The sequence below is a fragment of the Limimaricola cinnabarinus genome, from assembly GCF_002723615.1.
In the GTDB taxonomy this organism is placed as follows: domain Bacteria; phylum Pseudomonadota; class Alphaproteobacteria; order Rhodobacterales; family Rhodobacteraceae; genus Limimaricola; species Limimaricola cinnabarinus_B.
Genome location: NZ_KZ304952.1, coordinates 136,586 through 155,990 on the forward strand (window position 1 = coordinate 136,586; position 19,405 = coordinate 155,990).

20 protein-coding genes and 3 tRNA genes are annotated in these 19,405 nt (G+C 70.8%); 14 read left to right on the forward strand and 9 right to left on the reverse strand.

Annotated elements, in window-relative coordinates:
- The first annotated feature begins 55 nt into the window (after positions 1-55).
- The 4 genes from CJ301_RS03845 to hisH all read left to right on the forward strand — a co-directional run bounded on the left by CJ301_RS03845 (position 56) and on the right by hisH (position 1,678).
- Positions 56-130 (forward strand) — tRNA-Gly (locus CJ301_RS03845).
- A 158-nt stretch (positions 131-288) separates the two neighbouring features.
- A tRNA-Gly gene (locus tag CJ301_RS03850) sits at positions 289-363 on the forward strand.
- Between the two features lie 89 nt (positions 364-452).
- A complete protein-coding gene (gene hisB / locus CJ301_RS03855) occupies positions 453-1,040 on the forward strand; it encodes an imidazoleglycerol-phosphate dehydratase HisB (RefSeq protein WP_099274478.1) in 588 nt (195 codons plus the stop codon).
- Positions 1,037-1,678 (forward strand): imidazole glycerol phosphate synthase subunit HisH, encoded by a 642-nt coding sequence (hisH, locus tag CJ301_RS03860; RefSeq protein WP_099274480.1) that lies wholly within the window; start codon positions 1,037-1,039, stop codon positions 1,676-1,678. Before hisB ends, hisH begins: the two co-directional genes overlap by 4 nt.
- A gap of 49 nt (positions 1,679-1,727) precedes the next feature.
- Here hisH and CJ301_RS03865 read toward each other — a convergent pair whose 3' ends face one another.
- Both CJ301_RS03865 and CJ301_RS03870 read right to left on the reverse strand, forming a co-directional pair.
- The gene (locus CJ301_RS03865; protein WP_099274482.1) at positions 1,728-2,534 is read right to left on the reverse strand and encodes an alpha/beta fold hydrolase; all 807 of its coding nucleotides are present in this window, start codon (positions 2,532-2,534) and stop codon (positions 1,728-1,730) included.
- A gap of 63 nt (positions 2,535-2,597) precedes the next feature.
- Positions 2,598-2,987, reverse strand: coding sequence for a DUF2147 domain-containing protein (locus CJ301_RS03870; RefSeq protein ID WP_099274484.1), 390 nt, complete (start codon positions 2,985-2,987; stop codon positions 2,598-2,600).
- A 133-nt stretch (positions 2,988-3,120) separates the two neighbouring features.
- Here CJ301_RS03870 and hisA point away from each other — a divergent pair, with 133 nt between their 5' ends.
- A complete protein-coding gene (gene hisA, locus CJ301_RS03875; RefSeq protein ID WP_099274486.1) occupies positions 3,121-3,843 on the forward strand; it encodes a 1-(5-phosphoribosyl)-5-[(5-phosphoribosylamino)methylideneamino]imidazole-4-carboxamide isomerase in 723 nt (240 codons plus the stop codon).
- Between the two features lie 99 nt (positions 3,844-3,942).
- Here the strand turns inward: hisA and CJ301_RS03880 are convergent, their stop codons facing one another.
- Positions 3,943-4,389, reverse strand: coding sequence for a DUF302 domain-containing protein (locus tag CJ301_RS03880; protein WP_173812319.1), 447 nt, complete (start codon positions 4,387-4,389; stop codon positions 3,943-3,945).
- Between the two features lie 114 nt (positions 4,390-4,503).
- Between CJ301_RS03880 and hisF the strand changes: the two genes are divergently transcribed.
- Positions 4,504-5,265 (forward strand): imidazole glycerol phosphate synthase subunit HisF, encoded by a 762-nt coding sequence (hisF, locus tag CJ301_RS03885; RefSeq protein ID WP_099274488.1) that lies wholly within the window; start codon positions 4,504-4,506, stop codon positions 5,263-5,265.
- Entirely contained in the window at positions 5,262-5,573 is a 312-nt protein-coding gene (locus CJ301_RS03890; RefSeq protein WP_099274490.1) for a phosphoribosyl-ATP diphosphatase, read from the forward strand. The genes hisF and CJ301_RS03890 overlap by 4 nt, the downstream gene beginning before the upstream one ends.
- A gap of 152 nt (positions 5,574-5,725) precedes the next feature.
- On the opposite strand, the gene rlmB is transcribed toward CJ301_RS03890, so the two are convergent.
- Positions 5,726-6,517, reverse strand: a complete 792-nt coding sequence (rlmB, locus tag CJ301_RS03895; RefSeq protein ID WP_099274492.1) for a 23S rRNA (guanosine(2251)-2'-O)-methyltransferase RlmB — start codon at positions 6,515-6,517, stop codon at positions 5,726-5,728.
- Positions 6,518-6,715: 198 nt separating this feature from the next.
- On the opposite strand from rlmB, the gene CJ301_RS18615 reads away from it, so the two are divergent.
- The 3 genes from CJ301_RS18615 (at position 6,716) to CJ301_RS03905 (ending at position 8,409) form a co-directional block, all read left to right on the forward strand.
- Positions 6,716-6,799, forward strand: a tRNA-Tyr gene (locus CJ301_RS18615).
- 79 nt (positions 6,800-6,878) lie between these two features.
- Positions 6,879-7,856, forward strand: coding sequence for a hypothetical protein (locus tag CJ301_RS03900; protein WP_099274494.1), 978 nt, complete (start codon positions 6,879-6,881; stop codon positions 7,854-7,856).
- 22 nt (positions 7,857-7,878) lie between these two features.
- A complete protein-coding gene (locus CJ301_RS03905; RefSeq protein ID WP_099274496.1) occupies positions 7,879-8,409 on the forward strand; it encodes a DUF421 domain-containing protein in 531 nt (176 codons plus the stop codon).
- 5 nt (positions 8,410-8,414) lie between these two features.
- Here CJ301_RS03905 and CJ301_RS03910 read toward each other — a convergent pair whose 3' ends face one another.
- Positions 8,415-9,128: an SIMPL domain-containing protein gene (locus CJ301_RS03910; protein ID WP_162620409.1), complete on the reverse strand. Its 714-nt coding sequence runs from the start codon at positions 9,126-9,128 to the stop codon at positions 8,415-8,417.
- A gap of 169 nt (positions 9,129-9,297) precedes the next feature.
- Between CJ301_RS03910 and CJ301_RS03915 the strand changes: the two genes are divergently transcribed.
- Both CJ301_RS03915 and CJ301_RS03920 read left to right on the forward strand, forming a co-directional pair.
- Positions 9,298-12,189, forward strand: coding sequence for a hypothetical protein (locus tag CJ301_RS03915; RefSeq protein ID WP_162620410.1), 2,892 nt, complete (start codon positions 9,298-9,300; stop codon positions 12,187-12,189).
- Between the two features lie 74 nt (positions 12,190-12,263).
- Positions 12,264-14,195 (forward strand): monovalent cation:proton antiporter-2 (CPA2) family protein, encoded by a 1,932-nt coding sequence (locus CJ301_RS03920; protein ID WP_099274502.1) that lies wholly within the window; start codon positions 12,264-12,266, stop codon positions 14,193-14,195.
- A 3-nt stretch (positions 14,196-14,198) separates the two neighbouring features.
- Here the strand turns inward: CJ301_RS03920 and cobT are convergent, their stop codons facing one another.
- Positions 14,199-15,212 (reverse strand): nicotinate-nucleotide--dimethylbenzimidazole phosphoribosyltransferase, encoded by a 1,014-nt coding sequence (cobT, locus tag CJ301_RS03925; RefSeq protein ID WP_099274504.1) that lies wholly within the window; start codon positions 15,210-15,212, stop codon positions 14,199-14,201.
- Between the two features lie 69 nt (positions 15,213-15,281).
- Here cobT and cobS point away from each other — a divergent pair, with 69 nt between their 5' ends.
- Positions 15,282-15,992 carry an adenosylcobinamide-GDP ribazoletransferase gene (gene cobS, locus CJ301_RS03930; RefSeq protein ID WP_099274506.1) on the forward strand — a complete coding sequence of 237 codons (711 nt, stop codon included), beginning with the start codon at positions 15,282-15,284 and terminating at the stop codon, positions 15,990-15,992.
- Here cobS and CJ301_RS03935 read toward each other — a convergent pair.
- Both CJ301_RS03935 and CJ301_RS03940 read right to left on the reverse strand, forming a co-directional pair.
- Positions 15,989-16,705 (reverse strand): FG-GAP repeat domain-containing protein, encoded by a 717-nt coding sequence (locus CJ301_RS03935; protein ID WP_099274509.1) that lies wholly within the window; start codon positions 16,703-16,705, stop codon positions 15,989-15,991. The genes cobS and CJ301_RS03935 overlap by 4 nt on opposite strands.
- A complete protein-coding gene (locus CJ301_RS03940; RefSeq protein ID WP_099274511.1) occupies positions 16,705-17,028 on the reverse strand; it encodes a 2Fe-2S iron-sulfur cluster-binding protein in 324 nt (107 codons plus the stop codon). Before CJ301_RS03940 ends, CJ301_RS03935 begins: the two co-directional genes overlap by 1 nt.
- Before the next feature lie 187 nt (positions 17,029-17,215).
- Between CJ301_RS03940 and CJ301_RS03945 the strand changes: the two genes are divergently transcribed.
- Positions 17,216-17,713, forward strand: a complete 498-nt coding sequence (locus CJ301_RS03945; RefSeq protein ID WP_099274513.1) for a peptidoglycan-binding domain-containing protein — start codon at positions 17,216-17,218, stop codon at positions 17,711-17,713.
- A 55-nt stretch (positions 17,714-17,768) separates the two neighbouring features.
- Here CJ301_RS03945 and CJ301_RS03950 read toward each other — a convergent pair whose 3' ends face one another.
- Positions 17,769-19,289, reverse strand: a complete 1,521-nt coding sequence (locus CJ301_RS03950; protein ID WP_099274515.1) for a Do family serine endopeptidase — start codon at positions 19,287-19,289, stop codon at positions 17,769-17,771.
- Positions 19,290-19,405: the final 116 nt, after the last annotated feature.

Consider the following 19,405-nt stretch of genomic DNA (forward strand, 5'->3'; position numbering starts at 1 on the left):
TTTTTCCGCTTGCACCCCCCGGCCCGCTTGGCTACATCCGCCCCACGAAACGGAAGCGGGTGTAGCTCAGGGGTAGAGCATTACCTTGCCAAGGTAAGGGTCGTGAGTTCGAATCTCATCACCCGCTCCAGTTTCGCCTCCCCCAAGGATCAGCCTACAGCCGCGCCGCAAGCGCGGCTTTTCGTTTTCGGAGGAGTCCTTCCGGCTTCCGCGAGGTCGCGCGAATTTTTCGTTTTGCCCCCTTGCACCCCCCCGCCCGCTTGGCTAAATCCGCCACACGAAACGGAAGCGGGTGTAGCTCAGGGGTAGAGCATTACCTTGCCAAGGTAAGGGTCGTGAGTTCGAATCTCATCACCCGCTCCAGTTTCGGCCTTCCCTCACATCGATGAAGCGGCCCTTGGCCCCGGCGACGTCGCCGCCTATAGGTGCGTCGCAACCAGCTGAGGGATGACATGCGGACCGCCAAGATCACCCGCACCACCGCCGAAACCGCGATCGAGGTCGAGATCGACCTCGACGGCACCGGCGCTTACGACAACCAGACCGGCGTCGGCTTCTTCGACCACATGCTCGACCAGCTGTCGCGCCATGCGCTGATCGACATGACGGTGCGCGCCAAGGGCGATCTGCATGTCGACGATCACCACACGGTCGAGGATACCGGCATCGCGCTGGGCCAAGCGCTGAAACAGGCGCTGGGCGACAAGACCGGCATCCGCCGCTACGGCGCGTGTCATCTCGCGATGGACGACGCGCAGGTGCGCTGCGCGCTCGATCTCTCGGCCCGGCCCTTCCTGATCTGCAACCTCGGCTTTCGGGCGGGCAAGATCGGCAGCTTCGACACGGATCTGGTACAGGAGTTCTTCCAGGCGCTGGCCACCCATGGCGGCATCACGCTGCATATCGACCGCCTCCACGGCCACAATGCGCATCACGTTGCCGAGGCCGCCTTCAAGGCCGTCGCCCGCGCGCTGCGCGAGGCGGTGGAGCCCGATCCGCGCCGCGCCGACGCGATCCCCTCGACCAAGGGGGCGCTATGAGCCTCACCGCGCTGATCGACTACGAAAGCGGCAACCTGCACTCGGCGCAGAAGGCCTTCGAGCGCATGGCGCGCGAGGGGGATGCGGGCGAGGTGATCGTCACCTCGCGCCCCGAGGACGTGGCCCGCGCCGACCGGATCGTGCTGCCCGGCGACGGGGCCTTTCCGCATTGCCGGGGCGCGCTCTCGGCCCAGCCCGGCCTTCACGAGGCGCTGGTCGAGGCGGTCGAGGTGAAGGGGCGGCCCTTTCTCGGCATCTGCGTCGGCATGCAGCTTCTGGCCGAGGTGGGACATGAATACGAGCGCACCGAGGGCTTGGGCTGGATTCCCGGCGAGATCGTCAGGATCGATCCCGCCGATGCCGCGCTCAAGGTCCCGCACATGGGCTGGAACGATCTGGTCATCGACCGCCCGCACCCGGTGCTGGAGGGGATCTCGACCGGCGACCACGCCTATTTCGTCCATAGCTGGCAGTTCCGGCCCAGCGAGGCCGACACGCTGCTCGCGCATGTCGATTACGGCGGGGCGGTGACGGCGGTGGTCGGGCGCGGCAATGTCGTCGGCGCGCAGTTCCACCCCGAAAAGAGCCAGGCGGCGGGGCTCCGGCTCATCGCCAATTTCCTGAACTGGACGCCCTGATCGCAAAAGGCCCGCGCAGGACGCGGGCCTTTCGTTTCACGCGAAGCGCTCACTTCAGGAAGGCGGCGAGATCCTCGTAAAAGCGGTCGGCATGGGTCGCGGTGAGCCCGTGCGGCGCGTCGTCATATTCCTTGAGCGTCGCCTTCTGCCCGATCAGCCTTGCCGCGCGGCGGCCCGAAGGGTCGGCGGGCACGGTCTCGTCCTTGGCGCCATGCACCACCAGCGCCGGCACACCGAAGGCGTTCATGTCATCGGTGAAATCGGTCTTGCCGAAAGCGTCGACGCAATCGAGCGTGGCCTTAGGGCTGGCCTGCATCGCCATCATCAACGACCAGTGCAGCACGCCCTCGCTGACCTTGTTGCCGTAGAAGCCCTTGAAGAACTCGCGCAGGAATTCGGGCCGGTCCTTGCGCAGCCCGTCCTTCATGCCTTCGAACACGTCGGCGGTGACGCCGTCGGGGTTCTTGTCGGATTTCAGCATGCCCGGCGCGACCGAGGCGATCAGCCCGGCGGCGCGCACGTTGCGCCCCTCATGGCGCGACATGTAGCGCGCGACCTCGCCGCCGCCCATCGAGAAGCCGACAATGGCCGCGTCCTTGAGATCCAGCTCGCGCATCACCGTGTCGAGATCGTCGGCCATGGTGTCGTAGTCGTAGCCCTGAAAGGGCTGGCCCGAACGGCCGAAGCCGCGCCGGTCATAGGCGACGACGCGGTGGCCGCTCTCGGCGAGGCGCACCGCCTGATATTCCCAGCTGTCGGAGTTGAGCGGCCAGCCGTGGATCAGCACGACGGGGCGGCCTTCTCCCCAGTCCTTCACATAGAGCTGGGTCTGGTCCTTGGTGGTGACGAGGGGCATGCGGTGTCCTTCCCTTGTGCGGTTGCGCGGGCAAAACCGGCAGGCCCCCCGTGCTGTTCCGGGTTACTGCTGCTTCTGCCAGACGCCGCCTTCGCGGCAGAAGCCCAGCACGCAACCCGAGACCGAGAGCCGGTTTCCGCTCAGCATCAGCTTGGAATTGTAGGTCTTGCCGGTATCGGGGGCAAAGACCTTGCCGCGATATTCGCCGCCGCCCCTGGCCACGGTCTCGGAGATGATGTTGCGCCCCAGATTGGGCGAGGCGATCTCCGCGCCGCCGGGGCCATAGGCCTTGACCAGCTGGCCGCAGAGCTGCGCGCCGCAGGGCGCGACCTGCACGAGGCCGCTGTTGCCGTTGTCGTCCGGCGCGGTGCGCCAGGTGCCGATGAGCGGCTCGGCCGAGGCCGTCCCCGCGAGGGCCACGAGCGCCAATGCGGCCCATGCCAGTCTCTTCATGATCGTCTCCTCCTCAATCACGAGGCGAAGCTGACGCGAAGGTCACCCCGCCTGGCAAGGCTGACGTGGCGTTGCATCCGCGCGCCCCGCATGCCACAGCGCGGACGCATCAGCTGCCTTCGGAGACCGCGCCATGATCCTCTACCCCGCCATCGACCTCAAGGACGGCCAGGCCGTGCGCCTGCTGCGCGGCGAGATGGACAAGGCCACGGTGTTCAACGACGATCCGGCCGCGCAGGCGCGCGCCTTCGTCGAGGCCGGCACCGAATGGCTGCACCTCGTCGATCTCAACGGCGCCTTCGCGGGCGAGCCGGTGAACGGCGCGGCGGTCGAGGCGATCCTTGCCGCCTGCCCCGGCGTGCCGGCGCAGCTCGGCGGCGGCATTCGCGACATGAAGACGATCGAGACATGGATCGAGAAGGGCCTCGCCCGGGTGATCCTCGGCACGGTGGCGGTGGAGAACCCCGACCTCGTGCGCGAGGCGGCCAAGGAGTTTCCGGGCAAGGTCGCCGTGGGCCTCGATGCGCGCGAAGGCCGCGTGGCGACGCGCGGCTGGGCCGAGGAGACCGACGTGATGGTCACCGATCTGGCGAAGAGCTTCGAGGATGCCGGGGTGGCCGCGATCATCTACACCGACATCGCCCGCGACGGCGCGATGGCGGGGCCGAACGTGGCCGCGACCGAGGATCTCGCCCGCGCGGTTTCGATCCCGGTGATCGCCTCCGGCGGCGTCTCGTCCCTCGACGATCTCAAGGCGCTGAAATCGACCGGCGTGATCGCGGGCGCGATCTCGGGCCGCGCGCTGTATGACGGCGCGATCGATCTCGCCGAGGCGCTGGCCCTGCTCAAGGGCTGACGCCTAGGGGCGCCGCCCGATCCCTCGCGCGGCACCCCTGGTTCATCTTTCTTCAAATACGCATGGCGCGCCGTTGGTCACGCGCGCCCCGGCGCGGGATCACTCCCCCGCCGCGGCCCTGGCGAATTTCTCGAGCGCGTTTTCCATCTTCTCGATGGCGTCGAGATCGTCATCGACGTCCAGATCGTCGAAGGTTTCCTCGACCTCCTCATAAGCGATGTGGACCTGCCCCGAGCCGTCATCATAGGCGAGGATCTTGAGCGGCAAATAGAGCCCGGCGAGCGGGTCTTCCTGCATCACCGGCGTGCCGAGCTGCGGGTTGCCGAAGATCAGAAGCTCGCTGTCGGCCAGCGTCATGCCCGCCTGTTCGGCCCCGCCCCCATGATCGACGCGCGCGAAGACGGTGGCGCCCGCCTCGGTGACGGCGGCTTCGAGCCGGTCCATCGCCTCGGCGACGGTGCCGGTGGCCTGCATGGTTTCGATGTCGGCCATGGCGGGCGCGGCGAGGCTGGTGGCCGCGAGGCCCGCGAGAATCATGCGTTTCATGTGAAATGCTCCCGTTGTGCTGCCGCCCCAACGAGGCGTGCGGGGTTTCCGTTCCGGCACTGGCCCCGCCGCGCCATGGGCGCTAGAAGGGCGGCGACAGCCCGGAGGCCGCTCATGCTCAAGACCCGCATCATCCCCTGTCTCGACGTGGCCGATGGCCGCGTGGTGAAGGGCGTCAACTTCGTCGACCTGCGCGACGCGGGCGACCCCGTGGACGCCGCCCGCGCCTATGACGCGGCCGGTGCCGACGAGCTGTGTTTCCTCGACATCCATGCCACGCACGAGAATCGCGGCACGATGTTCGACCTCGTCCGCCGCACCGCGGAGAGCTGCTACATCCCGCTGACCGTGGGCGGCGGGGTGCGCAGCCATCACGACGTGCGCGCGCTCCTGCTCGCCGGGGCCGACAAGGTGAGCTTCAACTCGGCCGCCGTGGCCGATCGCACGGTCGTCACCGAGGCGGCGCAGCGCTTCGGTGCGCAGTGCATCGTCGTGGCGATCGACGCGAAGACCGTGGAGCCGGGGCGCTGGGAGATCTTCACCCATGGCGGCCGCAAGCCGACCGGCATCGACGCGGTGGAGTTCGCGCGCGACATGGAGGCGCGCGGCGCGGGGGAGATCCTGCTCACTTCGATGGACCGCGACGGCACGCGCCAGGGCTTCAACCTGCCGCTCACCCGCGCCATTTCGGACGCGGTCGACATCCCCGTGATCGCGAGCGGCGGCGTCGGCACGCTCGACCACCTTGTCGAAGGGGTCACCGAGGGCGGCGCGAGCGCGGTGCTCGCGGCTTCGATCTTCCATTTCGGCACCCACAGCATCGCCGAGGCCAAGGCGCATATGCAGGCTGCCGGCATTCCGATGAGGATGGCATGAGCCTGAAAGCGTTGTCCGAGACGATCCTGTCGCGCCGGGACGCCGATCCCGAGACGAGCTGGACCGCGAAGCTGCTCGCCAAGGGCCCCGAGAAATGCGCCGAGAAGTTCGGCGAAGAGGCGATCGAGGCGGTGATCGAGGCTGTGAAGGGCGACCGCGAGAGGCTCACCTCCGAGGCCGCCGACGCGCTCTACCACCTCTTGGTGATGTGCGCCGCGCGCGATGTGAGCCTCGATGACATCGAGGCCGAGTTGGCCCGGCGCGAGGGCCGCTCCGGCATTGCCGAAAAGGCGGCGCGGTCGACATAAAAAAGCCCGGGCGGTGCCCGGGCTTCAAGGTGTGGAACGAGGGACAGTGAAATGAAACGCATATGTTCCAGATACGCGCTTCCATGAAACACGCTAAACTCGGAATGGTTCCATAGACAGACCCTTTCGCGCGTTCGTGAAGCCCGCGCGGATCAGGACATGCGCGGCGCGCGGGCGGCATAAAGCGCCACGGCCGCGGCATTCGAGACGTTGAGCGAGCCGAAGCCCCCCGCCGCGTCGATGCGCACCAGCGCGTCGCAGGTCTCGCGGGTGCGCTCGCGCAGCCCCGGCCCCTCGGCCCCCAGCACGAGCGCCACCGGGCGGTCGCGCCTGCCCTCGATGGCCTCCTCGATCGAAACCTCCGCCTCGCCGGCAAGCCCCAGCACGAGATAGCCCATCTCCTTGAGCCGCCCCATCGTGTCGGCGAGGTTGCGCACCCGCAGGTAGGGCTGGCGCTCCAGCGCGCCCGAGGCGGTCTTGGCCAGCGCCCCGGTTTCGGGCGCCGAATGGCGCTGCACCCCGATCACCGCGCGCGCGCCGAAGACCTCGGCCGAGCGCAGGATCGCGCCGACATTGTGCGGATCGGTCACCCGGTCGAGCAGCAAAAGCCGCGGCGGCCCCTCGCCCTCGCCGGCCAGGGCGACATCGTCGAGCGCGCCCCAATCGAGCGGCTTCACTTCGAGCGCCGCGCCCTGATGCACCGAATCCCGGTCGATCGGGGCGGCGAACTTGCGCGGGTCCGAGATCTCGGGCTCCATGCCGCTCTCTGCGATGGCATCGGCAAGCTTGGCCTGCGCGTTGAGCGTCACGACGAGGCGCAGCCGTTCGCGGCGCGGGTTCTGGAGCGCGTCGCGCACCGCGTGCAGGCCGAAGAGCCAGACCGTCTCGGCGGCCGAGGCGCGCTTGGACTGTTCCTTCTCGATCACCCATTTCGGCTTCTTCATGGCGCTCTCCGCTTGGCTCAGGCCCCGCCTGATTGCGCGTTCGCGCCCGCGAAGTCCAGCCATGGCGGCCCGGCCTCCGCCCCGTCACGCTGCCGTCACGACGCCGTCACGCCGCCGTCGGGGAAGCCCGATTTTGAGGTTGACGCCCCGCGGCGCAGCGCCTATTCCCGCTCTCGCACCGGGTCGAGGCCCGGCTGCGGGCGACGAGCTGCAAGGTGCGGCAGCGGACTGTAACTCCGCCGGGGAGACCCACGCCTGGTTCGATTCCAGGGTCGCCCACCACTCCCCCCCTTCCTTGCGCAAGATGCCGGTTTGACCGGGCCCGCCCCCCTTCCTAGGGTCGTCCCGCAAGGGGGGGCGCATGGCATCGTTCGACATCGTCATCATCGGCCAGTCGGGCCGGATCGAGGCCGAGGCGCTGCTTCTGGCCGCCTCGTTGCGCGCCCACGCACCGGGGTTTTCGAACCGCCTCCTCGTGGCCGAGCCGCAGCCCGGCCCGCTCTGGCCGGAGGATCCACGCATGAGCGCGGAGGGCCGTGCCATGCTCGGGGAGCTGGGGGCCGAGATCCTGCCCTTCGAGAGCCGCCATTTCGGCAGCGCCTACCCGCATGGCAACAAGATCGAGGCGCTTTCCGCCCTGCCCGCCTCCCCCTTTCTCTTTCTCGACAGCGACACGCTGATTCTCGGCGAGATCGGCGATCTGCCGATCGGCGCCCTGCCGCCCGCCGCCTCGATGCGGCGCGAGGGGACATGGCCCGTGGAGGAGGTTTACTGGCCCGGCTACACCGCCAGCTGGAAATCGCTCTACGACCGGTTCGGGCTCGATTTCGAAAGCTCGCTCGACCTGTCATGGCCCGACGAGTTCTGGAAGCGCTATCTCTATTTCAACGCGGGCTGGTTCTGCGGGCCCGATGCCCGCGCCTTCGGCGCGCTCTTCGCCGAATACGCCGTGGCGATCCGCGACGACCCGCCGCGCGAGGTGGCGTTGCAGCCCTTCGATCCCTGGCTCGACCAGGTGGCGCTGCCGCTGGTCATCCATGCGCTCGGCGGCGGCCGCCCCGGCCCGGCGCTCGACGGGCTCGACGGCGCGCTTACCTGCCACTACCGCACCTTTCCCCTGCTCTATGCGCGCGAAGCGGACCGGGTGGTCGAATCTCTCGAACGCGTCGCCGCGCCGAATCGGCTCAAGAAGCTGCTGAAACGGCACGAGCCGATCAGGCGCATGGTCTATCAGGGGCGGGGTGCCAAGGCGCGCGCCCTGTTCGACCGCGCGGCGCTGCCCGCCACCGAAAAGGAGATCCGAACCATTCTGCGCGCCCATGGGTTCTGGATGAGGTGACACCGCAAGGCAGGAGAGCGCGATGATCGAGGAGATGCTGTTTCAAAGCTGGAGCGGGATCATCCGCACCATCATCGTCGGTGCGCTGGCCTATGTGGGGCTCCTCGCCTTTCTGCGCATCTCGGGCAAGCGGACGCTGGCCAAGCTCAACGCCTTCGATCTCGTCGTCACCGTGGCGCTCGGCTCGACGCTGGCGACGATCCTTCTGTCGGAAAGCGTGGCGCTGGCCGAGGGGCTGACCGCCTTCGCCCTGCTGATCGGCCTGCAATATCTCGTGGCGAAAAGCTCCGTCGCCTCGGACCGCGTGGCGCGGCTGGTGCGCTCGGAGCCGCGGCTGGTGATGCACAAGGGCGAGATCCTCTACGACGCGCTGCACCGCGAGCGGGTCACCCATGAGGAGCTTCTCTCGGTGATCCGCAACAATGGCAGCGCGGCGCCCGAGGAGATCGCCGCCGTGGTGCTGGAGAGCGACGGCTCCTTCAGCGTGATCCCCAAGCCCGATGGCGGCGGGCCGGCGGATTTCGCCATGGCCGACCTGCCGGACCGGAGCTGAGCGGCTCAGTCGATCGCGAAGACGAGCGTCACCCCGGCCGAGACCTCCACCTCGCCCTGCGCGATCGGCACGCCTTCGGCGGCGGCCATGCGCATGTCCATCATCGGCCGCGGCCCCGAGGAGATGTTGCTCTCCGAGATCGACAGCACCTCGCCCAGCGTGACGCCCGCGCTTTCGGCATAGAGCGCGGCGCGAGCCTGCGCGTCGGCCACCGCGGCGCGGCGCGCCTCGTTGCGGGCCGCCGCCTGATCGGTCAGCATGAACTCGATCCCCTGAAGCCGGTTCGCCCCCTCGCCCACGGCGGCGTCGAGCACCTGTCCGAGCGAATCGATGTCCTGCACCCGAAGCTCCACCAGCGTGCTCGCGACGAAGCCCTCGGGCTCGGATTGCCCGTCGCGGGCGCGCGCGTAGTCGCGGTCGAGGTTGAGCTGGCCGGTCTGCACATCCTCGGGCGCGATGCCGGCTTGGTTCAGCTGGTCGAGCACGCGGGCCATGGCGGCGTTCATCGCGTCGAGCGCGGCGCGCGCCGTGTCGGCGGTCTCGCTCACGCCGAGGCGGATGCGCGCCATTTCGGGCGCGGCGCGCACATGCCCCTCGCCCGCCACGGTGATGCTGCGCGCAGGCGCGAGGGTCGATTGCGCCGTCTGGGCCATGGCGGGGGCGACGGGGGCGGCGAGGCCGGCCACGAGGGCAAGGGCGGCAAGGCGGGCGAATGTCATGGAATCCTCCTTTGGTCGCGCGCATCGAACGCCCGGCGGGAAGCTGACGCAAGGGGGCGCGATCACAACCTGAGGGGGGCGGGTTGCGCGCGCGGAAAGCTGCCTGCAAGATGCGGCCCGACTGGCGGGTCTGTTCCCGGACCCGGTCAGTGATGCTAAGGCCTGCCGCATGAAACCGAATTTCGCCCTGTCGCTCTCGTTCGAGGGTCTGAAACTTCTGCACCGCGCTCCCGACGGTTGGAGCCGCGTGGGCGAGGTGCCGCTCGACAGCCCCGATCTCGCGGGCGAGCTGGCGCGGCTGCGCGAGAGGGCGCTGTCGCTCGCGCCCGAGGGGATGCGCACCAAGCTGCTCATCCCCGACGACCAGATCCGCTACCTCGCGCTCGAGGGCACGCTCGACGACGCGCAGGTTGCCGCCGCGCTCGAGGGGACGACCCCCTACGCGGTCGAGGAGCTGGTGATCGACCACCTCGCGCGCGACGGGCGCACCCATGTTGCGGCGGTGGCGCGCGAGACGCTGGACGAGGCGGAGGGCTTCGCGCGCGAACACGCGCTCGGCCCCGTGGCCTTCGCGGCCACCCCGGCGCCGGACGGGTTTCCCGGTGAGCCATGGTTCGGCGCGGTGCCCGGCCTCGATGCCCCGGTCGCGCCCGATGATACGCCCGTGCAGGAGCGGCAGGACGAGACGCCTGATCCTGCGCCGGTGGAGGAAACGCCCCCCGAGGCAACCCCGGTTCCCGAGACGACCCCCCCATTCGATCCGGCCCCCGTCCCTGATCCGGCCCCAATCTCCGATCCGACGCCGGAGGCGACCATGCCCCCCGCCGCCCCGGATGCGGCGGACGCGCCGGACGCCGGGGATGACAGCGCCGTGCCGGCCCCCGATGCACCCGCCTCGCCTGCCGATCCCTCGCCCGCCATGGCAGAGACGCCACAGGACCCGGCGGCAGAGGCGACGCCTCGGGTGACCGAAACCGATCCGATGGGCGACGCGGACGAGGATCTGCTCGACACGCCGGCGGAGCCGGAGCGGGCCGACCCGCTGCCGCAGGCCGGCGCGCCGGTCATGCCCGACCTGCCGCAGCCCGCGGAGAACGACGAGGCGAGGCCGCGGCCCGCCTCGCAGACCGGCGCGCGCCCGGCGCCGCCCCCGCTCCACCCGCCGCTGCCGCCGCAGGGCGCGGACAGCTCGGAGGCCGAGCCCGGCCTTGAGGCCGAAGCCGACGCCGTGCAGACCGCGCGCCAGATCATGCCCCCCGCGATGCCGCGGCCGGGTGCGCCGCCGGCCGTCATGCCCGCCGTGCCACCGGCGCAGGCCGACGCGCCCGATGAGGCAGAGCCGCAGGACGCCGAAGCCGCGGCGCTGGCCGCCGGCGCCGCGCTGAGCGCCCCGGCGGGGGCCGTGCCTGCCGCTCCCCCCGCGCCCGCCACGCCAAAGTCGCGCACGACCACGCCGCGCCTCGATCGGGCAAGCGAGCGCGAGCGCATGACCGTCTTCGGGGCGCGGGGCGCGGAAAGCGCGCGCCGGACCGGCCGCTTGGGCTGGATCGGGGCGGCTGTCGCGCTGGTGCTGCTTGCCGTGCTGGCGGGTCTGTGGCTGGGCGCGTCGGAGCAGGAGCCGCAGGCGGGGCTGGTGCGCGACGCTTCTCCCGCAGCCTCCCTGCCGGTCGATGAGGCGCAGGTCGGGGCCGAAGCGGAAGCCGAAGCCGAAGCCGAAATGCAGCTCGCCGCCGCCGCGCCGCTTCCCGACTACACCGATTTCCCGCCGCCCGCGCCCGCCGCCGGCGCCGCCGTCAGCCCGGCCGAGGCCGAGCGCATCTATGCCGCCACCGGCGTCTGGCTGCGCGCGCCGCGGCTGCCGCTGACCCCGCGGGCCGAGCCCGTCGGCACGCCCGTTTCGGCAAGCGTCGCCCCGGTGCCGATGCGGGAAGCGGCGCCCGGCCCGCGGCTCGCGGTGGCCGTCCCCGATGGCGGCCTGCCGTTGCAGCCCGATCCGCCCGGGCCGGGCCGCGTCTTCGAACGCGACGAGCGCGGCTTCATCGCCGCGACGGCCGAAGGCACGGTGACGCCGCAGGGGCTGACGGTCTATGCCGGGCCGCCCACGGTGATACCGCCCAGCCGGCCGGGCACCGAAGCGCCGCCCGCCGCCGAAGCTGAGGCCGAAACGGAAACGGAGGCCGAGACCGGCGAGGAGATCACCATCGTGATCCCCGAGTTGCCCGCCCGGCCCGAGCCCGACGGGCTCGACCTTCGGCTCGGTTCGCTGCCGGTGGTGCCGCCCACCCGCCCCGGCACCGATCCGCCGGAGCCGGAGGCGGCCGACACCGCCGAAACCTCAGAAGAACCGCAGGAAGCCGCCGTGCAGATTTCGCCCGGCGGCGTTTCGCTTGACGGGCTGCGGCCCGCCGGACGCCCGGCGGACGCCGCGCCCGAGGCGGATCTGCCGGAGCTCGCGGCCTTCGAGGGCCCGCGCCCGCCGGCGCGGCCCGAGGGCCTCGTGCCCGATCCGCAGGGCCAGCTCGACGATGCGGCCCGCGCCCAGGCCGAGGCGCTGGCGCAGGCCGTGGGCGAAGCCCCCGAGGCGCCGCCTGCCCGCGCCTCTGTCTCCGACGCGCTCGCCTCGCTGATGGCCGATGCGCCCGATCCCTTGGCCAATGCCACGCCGCAGGCGGTGGCCACCGCGCGCCGCCCCGATACGCGGCCGCGCAATTTCGACCGGGTCGTGGCGCAAAGCCGCGCCCGCAGCACCCCCGCCGCCGCCGCGAGCGGCCGCGCGGCGCAGCCCGCCTCGAACGCCACGGTCGCCCCCGACGGGCCGGTGCCGGGCGGTGTCGCCCGCGCCGCGACGCAGGAGAATGCCATCGACCTGCACGACATCAACCTCATCGGCGTCTACGGCAAGCCCGGCGCGCGGCGCGCGCTGGTCCGTCTCGGCAATGGCCGCTACCTGCGCGTCGGCATCGGCGATACGCTGGATGGCGGCCGGGTCTCGGCGATCGGCGACGACGTGCTCAACTACGTCAAGCGCGGGCGCACGCAGGTCCTGAAGATCCCCGACTGACGCTCCGTCCCCGGGCGGACGGAGCCGCTGCCTTGCGTTGCCATTGGCGCGACGACAGGTGATAGCATGATCCCATGCAGGGATTTCTTCTTCAGGCCACGATCTATCTCGGCGCGGCGGTCATCGCCGTGCCGCTCGCCGCCCGCCTCGGGCTCGGCTCGGTGCTGGGCTACCTCGCCGCCGGGATCATCATAGGCCCCGCCACCGGCCTCGTCGGCGCCGAGACCGAGGATCTGCAGCATTTCGCGGAATTCGGCGTGGTGATGATGCTGTTCCTGATCGGGCTGGAGCTGGAACCGCGCGCCTTGTGGAACATGCGCCAAAGGCTGATCGGCCTTGGCGGCATGCAGGTGGTGCTGACCACTGCAGCGCTGTTCGGGGCGGGCAGCCTGCTCGGCCTCGATGCCAATGTCGCGCTGGCGACCGGGCTGATCTTCGCCCTCTCCTCGACCGCCATCGTGCTGCAGACCCTGTCGGAAAAGGGCCTGATGCGGACGCAGGGCGGACGCTCGGTCTTTTCGGTGCTGCTGACGCAGGACATCGCCGTCATCCCGATGCTGGCGCTGCTGCCGCTTCTGGCGGTGGGCGGCGGCCATGGCGATGGCGGCGGGGCGCATGCCGCCCCGGCCAACCCGGACGCGCCGGGCGTCAAGGAGGTCGAGGCGGCACGCACGCTGATCGAGAACCTGCCCGGCTGGGCGGTGACGCTGGTCACGCTGGGCGCCGTCGCGGTGGTGGTGCTGGCGGGGATCTACCTGACCCGGCCGGTGTTTCGCTACATCCACCACGCGCGGCTGCGCGAGCTCTACACCGCGCTCGGGCTCCTCATGGTCGTCTCGATCGCGGTGCTGATGGAGCTGGTGGGGCTGTCGCCCGCGCTGGGCACCTTCCTTGCCGGCGTGGTGCTGGCCAACTCCGAGTTCCGGCACGAGCTGGAAAGCGATCTCGAACCCTTCAAGGGGCTGTTGCTGGGCTTGTTCTTCATCACCGTCGGGGCGGGCATCGATTTCGGCGTGCTCTTGGGCAACCCGCTGCAGATCGCCGCGCTGACGCTGAGCGTGATCGTCCTCAAGGGCAGCGTCCTCTACCTGCTGGCCCGGCTGGCCCGCATGCACACGCGCGACCGCTGGCTGTTCACGCTGGCGCTGGCGCAGGCGGGCGAGTTCGGCTTCGTGCTGTCCTCCTTCTCCTTGCAGCAGGGCGTGCTGACGACCGAGACCGCCGGGGTCATCCGGCTGGTGATCGCCCTGTCGATGCTGGTGACGCCGCTGCTCTTCATCCTCTACGAGCAGCTCTCGGCCCGCGCCGACAAGGCCCCCGACCCCGACCCCGACGAGATCGACCGCGAGGCGCCGGTCATCATCGCCGGGATCGGGCGTTTCGGGCAGGTCGTCAGCCGCCTGGTGCAGGGGGCGGGCTTCGAGACGGTGGTGCTCGATCATGACATGGAGATGATCGACACGATGCGCCGCTTCGGCTTCGGCGGTTTCTTCGGCGATCCGACCCGCCCCGACATCCTGCACGCCGCGGGGCTGGAGCGCGCCAAGGTGCTGGTCGTGGCGCTCGACGACCGGCAGGCCGCGCTCAAGCTGGTGCATCATGCGCGCGCCATGCATCCCGAGCTGCATATCGTGGCCCGCGCCTATGACCGCGAGCATGTCTACCAGCTCTACCAGGCCGGGGCGAACGACATCGTGCGCGAGCTGTTCGATTCGAGCCTGCGCGCGGGGCGCTACGTGCTCGAACATATCGGCCTGTCGCGCTTCGAGGCCTCCGAGCTGGAGATGGCCTATTACCAGCAGGACCGCGCCGGGGTGCGCGAGCTGGCGCAGCTGTGGAAGCCCGGCGTGCCGGTCTCGCAGAACCCCGAATACGTGGCCCGCGCGCGCAGCCTGAACAAGGATCTCGAAACCTCGATCCTCGAGCGGCTGCACCCGCAGGGCGACGCGCAGGAGGTCGAGGCGGCCGAGGAGCCCGTCGGCTACCGCAGCAAGGACCGCAGCTAGCGCTCAGCCGTCGCTGACGCCTGCCTCCGCGAAGCTGGCCATGCCCGAATGGCAGGCCAGGGCGCCCTTGAGCACGCCGATCGCCAGCGCCCCGCCGGAGCCTTCGCCGAGCCGCAGGTCGAGCGCCAGCAAGGGCGCCTTGCCGAGCGCCTGCAACAACCGCGCATGGCCGCTTTCGATGCCCTGGTGCCCGGCCACGGCATGATCGAGCGCGCCGGGGGCCGCGCGGTGCAGCACCAGCGCCGCCGCGCAGCAGATGAAGCCGTCGAGCAGCACCGGGATGCGGTGATGGCGCGCCGCGAGGATCGCCCCGGCCATCGCCGCGATCTCGCGCCCGCCGAGCTGGCGCAGCACCTCGATCGGGTCGGGGTCCGGCCCGAGCCGGGCCGCGCCCTGTGCCACGGTCTCGGATTTGCGCGCCAGCCCCGCGGCATCGACCCCGGTGCCGCGCCCGGTCCAGTCCTGCGCCTGCCCGCCTTCGAGCGCCAGCGCGATGGCCGAGGCCGAGCAGGTGTTGCCGATCCCCATCTCCCCGGCCACCAGCAGGTCCGAGGCCGGGTCGACCGCCATCCAGCCGATGGCCATGGCCTCGATCAGCTCGGCCTCGGTCATGGCCGGGCCTTCGACGAAATCCCGCGTCGGCCGGTCGAGCGCGATGGAATGCACGGTCATCGTCGCGCCGAAGGCCTCGGCGAGCTGGTTCACCGCCGCGCCACCCGCCTCGAAATTGCTGACCATCTGCGCCGTCACCTCGGCCGGAAAGGCCGAGACGCCGCGCGCCACCACGCCGTGGTTTCCGGCAAAGATCGCCACCTGCGGCCGCTCCAGCCACGGCCGCGGCGTGCCGCGCCAGCCGGCATACCAGATCGCCAGCTCCTCGAGCCGCCCCAGCGCACCGGCGGGCTTGGTCAGCTGGGCATTGCGGGCCTGCGCTGCCGCGAAAGCGGCGGCATCGGGCGCGGGAAGTTCGTGCAGAAGGGCGCGCAGCCCCGCAAGGTCGGAGAATGGGGGTGTCATGCGTGTCCTCGTTGCATCGCGGCCTCGGTCTGCCTAACCGTATGGGAGTGGTTTTGAAAAGAGGCCCAGATGTTCAAAGCGCTTCGCGCCGCCTTCGGGCTGCTGACACGCCTGCCGGTGCGCCCGGCCCCGCTCGACCCCGAAGCGGTCTGGGCCTTTCCCCTTGCCGGGCTCGTCGTGGGCGCGATCGCCGCGCTGGTCCAGGGCGCGGCGCTGGCGCTCGGCCTGCCGGCCGGCCCGGCGGCGGCGCTGGCGCTGACGGTGCTGATCCTGCTGACGGGGGGGCTGCACGAGGACGGGCTGGCCGATTGCGCCGACGGGCTCTGGGGCGGGTTCGAGCGCGCCGGGCGGCTCGAGATCATGCGCGACAGCCGGGTCGGCAGCTACGGCGTGCTGGCGATCGGGACGATGCTGCTGATCCGCTGGTCCTGCCTCGTCGTGGCCGGGCCATGGGGTCTCGTGATCGCCGCGGTGCTGAGCCGGGCGACGATGGTCTGGCCGATGTCGCGGCTGCCGCATGCGCGCGAGGACGGGCTGGCGCGGCTCTCGGGGCGCCCTTCGGGCCGGGCCATGGCGCTGACGGCCGGGGTGGCGGTGCTGCTCGTTTTGCCGCTGGCGGGGTGGAGCCTGATCTGGCTCCTGCCCGCCGTGGCGCTGGCCGGGCATTGTGCCGCCATGATCGCGCGCGCCAAGATCGGCGGACAGACCGGCGACATCCTCGGCGGCACGCAGCAGCTGGCCGAGATGGCGGCGCTCCTGGTGCTGGCAACGCTGGTCTAGCCCGCGCAGTCCAGCGCCGGGGCAAAGCCGGCCTCGCCCAGAGCGCCGATATCGCGCGCGGCGAGACGGTCGTCCTCGAGCCGCACCGCCATGATCCTGCGCCAGCCCGCATCGGCCAGCACCCATTCGGGGCCATCGCCGCAATCGCGCAGGCCCCCTGAGATTTCGGGATCGCCGAAGCGGTGATTCGTCAGCCCCTCAAGCGCGGCGAGCTGCATCAGCTCCCCCGCCTCCAGCCGCCAGACCCGCAGCACGCGCGTCAGATGCGGACGATCGACATAGGCCAGCTCGATCCGACCGTCGCCATCGAGATCGGCAGGCGGCAGCGGCGCCAGCCAGCGATGGGCCGTGCCGATGAACGGCGTCGCCGCCACCAGCCCGCCGGGGCCATAGACGGCGAGCCGCGCGCCAAGCGCCGCGTCGGCCTCGACCACCACCGCCTCGCGTGCGCCGTCGCCATCGACATCGGCCAGCCTTGGCGCGGTATCCTCGAAGACCCGGGCTTCGGGCAGGCGGACCCGGTGCCGCGCGCCCGCCATGGTCGTCATTTCCAGCGCGCCCCATTCCTCGGTCTCGCCGAAGACCCCATGCGCATATCGCGTGGTCGGCTCGGCAAAGCGCGCCTCGGCCAGCCCCTGTGCATCGAAAAGCCCCTGCGCCCCGGCAGGCCCCGCCAGCGCGGCAAGGCAGGCCAGGACCGGGGCCGCCCGCATCAGATCTGGCGCTCGGGCATCTGCACCCGCAGCCCGTCGAGCGCGTCGGAGACCTTGATCTGGCAGGTCAGGCGCGAGCGCGTCTCGTCCGGCTCATAGGCGAATTCGAGCATGTCCTCTTCCATCGGGTCCTTTTCGGGCAGCTTCGCGACCCAGTCGGCATCGACATAGACATGGCAGGTCGAGCAGGCGCAGGCGCCGCCGCAATCGGCCTCGATGCCGGGGATGCCATTGTCGCGCGCGCCTTCCATCACGGTCAGGCCCGCGGCCACATCGACGACATGCTCGGTGCCATCGTGTTCGATATAGGTGATCTTCGCCATGCTCGGCTCCTTCATTCGCGGTCCTGCCCTGTCTAGGCGAGGCGCGCGGAGCGCACCAGAGCCTGAGGGCGGCGCGGCCCGGCTTGTGTTGCGTCTTGCCTGTCACGGTCCGGCCTTGCGCGCGCCTCGCGCTTTCCGGGGCGGCGCGCAGCGGCTAGGCTCGGGCGACAACGACCGCCGGTGACCGATGTTCCGCCTTCTGATCGCCCTTCCGCTGGCCCTGCCGCTCGCGGCCTGCACCCCCGCGCCGCCGGAGCTGCCCGCCTTCGTGGCGGCCGAGATCGAAACCGACGCCCAGGGGCGCTGCTTTGGCTACGACACCACCCCGGCGGTGATCGAGACCGTGCGCGAGCAGATCCGCGAGCCGGGCGACGGCCCCGCGCGCTACCGCAGCGTGATGCGCCAGGAGATCCTGCGCGAGCGGCGGGTGGTCAAGTTCCAGACGCTCTGCCCGCCCGAATTCACCCCCGCCTTCGTCGAGACCCTGCAACGCGCGCTGGTGACGCGGGGGTTTCATCCCGGCCCGGTGACCGGGCAGCTCGACGCGGTGACGCTCGATGCCGTGCAGGCGTTTCAGCGCGGCAGCGGCGGGCCGGACAGCCCGGTGCTGTCGCTGGCTTCGGCGCAGCGGCTGGGCATCCGCGCGCTGACACCCGATCAGCTCGAGCTGATGAACCGAAGCTGAGACGCGAAAAGGGCGCCCGAAGGCGCCCTTTTATGGCATGCATCCCGAAAAAGGCTCACTCGCCCTCTTCGAGCCCCAGCGCCACGAAGCGCGGATCGCCGCCGCGGCGCACCAGAAGCAGCAGCGACCTGCGACCGGCGTCGCGCGCCTCTTCGACGCGGGCCTCGAAATCGGCGACCGAGGTCACCTTCTGCTGGCCCGCCTCGGTGATCACGTCACCGGCGACGACGCCCTTCTCGGCGGCGTTCGAAGCGGGGTCCACATCGGTCACCACGAGGCCTTCGGCGCTCTCGGGCAGGTCCAGCTGCTGGCGCAGCTCGGGCGTCATTTCCGACAGGGTCAGGCCGAAGAGCTCGGTCTCGGCCGCGTCGCCCGATCCCTCGACAGAGGCGGGCACCGCGCCCTCGGCTTCCTCGCGGCGGCCCAGCGTCACCGCCAGCTCCACCGTCTCGCCGCCGCGCAGCACCTCGACCGGCACCTCTTCGCCCACCGGGGCGCGGCCGACCATGCGGACCAGTTCGCGGGTGTCGGGCACCTCGTTGCCGTCAAAGCTCAGGATCACGTCGCCGGCCTCCATGCCGGCCTCCATCGCCGGGCCCTCGGGCACGTCGGTGACAAGCGCGCCGGCCGTCCCCTCGAGCCCTTCGATCGCCTCGACCATGTCGGGGGTCACGTCCTGGATGCGGACGCCGAGCCAGCCGCGCCGGGTTTCGCCGAACTCCTGCAGCTGGTCGACCACCTCGGTCACCACGTCCGAGGACATGGCAAAGCCGATGCCGATCGAGCCGCCATTGGGCGACAGGATCGCGGTGTTCACGCCGATCACCTCGCCCGACATGTTGAACAGCGGACCGCCCGAATTGCCGCGGTTGATGGCGGCGTCGGTCTGGATGTAGTCGTCATAGGTGCCCGAAAGCGCCCGGCCGCGAGCCGAGACGATGCCGGCAGAGACCGAGAAGCCCTGCCCCAGCGGGTTGCCCATCGCCATGACCCAGTCGCCCACGCGCGCGCCCTGCCCGGTGCTGTCGCCGAATTCGACATGCGGCAGATCCTCGCCCTCGACCTTCAAGAGCGCGATGTCGGTCGAGGCGTCGGTGCCCACCACCTCGGCTTCGAGCGTCTTGCCCGAGAAGAACTCGATGTTGATCTCGTCGGCGCCCTCGATCACGTGGTTGTTGGTCACCACGTAGCCGTCGGACGAGATCACGAAGCCCGAGCCCAGCGCCGAGGAGCGGCGCGGCGCGCTGTCGCCGCGGTCCTGGAATTCGCGGAAGAACTCCTCGAAGGGCGAGCCCTCGGGCACGATGCCCTGCGGCCCGGCGGGCGCGGAAACCATGGTCGAGGTGGTGATGTTGACCACCGCCGGGCTCACCTGCTCGGCCAGGTCGGCAAAGGTCAGCGGGCGCGCGGCGTCGGGCGCGTCGGCGGTGCTCTGCGCTTCGGCATCGGGGGTGACGGCGGTATCCTGGGCGGCGAGCGGGGCCACCTGGCTCAACCCCAGGGCGGCACCCAGCGCCAGCACCGAAACGGCGCGGGCGGGGATGGCAAGGGACGTGGATCTGATCTTGGCGTTCACGGGCACACTCCTGTTTCGTCCTGTGCATCGAAGTTGCCCCAAGGGGGGCCGCTTCGGTCGGCGCAGACCATCAACCTAAGAGGCACGGGAAGCAACTCAACCCCCCGTCGCGCTCC

Coding starts and splice junctions, on each gene's coding strand:
- hisB (WP_099274478.1), top strand. CDS start 453: ATGCGGACCGCCAAGATCACCCGCACCACCGCCGAAACCGCGATCGAG.
- hisH (WP_099274480.1), top strand. CDS start 1,037: ATGAGCCTCACCGCGCTGATCGACTACGAAAGCGGCAACCTGCACTCG.
- CJ301_RS03865 (WP_099274482.1), bottom strand. CDS start 2,534: ATGCCCCTCGTCACCACCAAGGACCAGACCCAGCTCTATGTGAAGGAC.
- CJ301_RS03870 (WP_099274484.1), bottom strand. CDS start 2,987: ATGAAGAGACTGGCATGGGCCGCATTGGCGCTCGTGGCCCTCGCGGGG.
- hisA (WP_099274486.1), top strand. CDS start 3,121: ATGATCCTCTACCCCGCCATCGACCTCAAGGACGGCCAGGCCGTGCGC.
- CJ301_RS03880 (WP_173812319.1), bottom strand. CDS start 4,389: ATGAAACGCATGATTCTCGCGGGCCTCGCGGCCACCAGCCTCGCCGCG.
- hisF (WP_099274488.1), top strand. CDS start 4,504: ATGCTCAAGACCCGCATCATCCCCTGTCTCGACGTGGCCGATGGCCGC.
- CJ301_RS03890 (WP_099274490.1), top strand. CDS start 5,262: ATGAGCCTGAAAGCGTTGTCCGAGACGATCCTGTCGCGCCGGGACGCC.
- rlmB (WP_099274492.1), bottom strand. CDS start 6,517: ATGAAGAAGCCGAAATGGGTGATCGAGAAGGAACAGTCCAAGCGCGCC.
- CJ301_RS03900 (WP_099274494.1), top strand. CDS start 6,879: ATGGCATCGTTCGACATCGTCATCATCGGCCAGTCGGGCCGGATCGAG.
- CJ301_RS03905 (WP_099274496.1), top strand. CDS start 7,879: ATGATCGAGGAGATGCTGTTTCAAAGCTGGAGCGGGATCATCCGCACC.
- CJ301_RS03910 (WP_162620409.1), bottom strand. CDS start 9,128: ATGACATTCGCCCGCCTTGCCGCCCTTGCCCTCGTGGCCGGCCTCGCC.
- CJ301_RS03915 (WP_162620410.1), top strand. CDS start 9,298: ATGAAACCGAATTTCGCCCTGTCGCTCTCGTTCGAGGGTCTGAAACTT.
- CJ301_RS03920 (WP_099274502.1), top strand. CDS start 12,264: ATGCAGGGATTTCTTCTTCAGGCCACGATCTATCTCGGCGCGGCGGTC.
- cobT (WP_099274504.1), bottom strand. CDS start 15,212: ATGACACCCCCATTCTCCGACCTTGCGGGGCTGCGCGCCCTTCTGCAC.
- cobS (WP_099274506.1), top strand. CDS start 15,282: ATGTTCAAAGCGCTTCGCGCCGCCTTCGGGCTGCTGACACGCCTGCCG.
- CJ301_RS03935 (WP_099274509.1), bottom strand. CDS start 16,705: ATGCGGGCGGCCCCGGTCCTGGCCTGCCTTGCCGCGCTGGCGGGGCCT.
- CJ301_RS03940 (WP_099274511.1), bottom strand. CDS start 17,028: ATGGCGAAGATCACCTATATCGAACACGATGGCACCGAGCATGTCGTC.
- CJ301_RS03945 (WP_099274513.1), top strand. CDS start 17,216: ATGTTCCGCCTTCTGATCGCCCTTCCGCTGGCCCTGCCGCTCGCGGCC.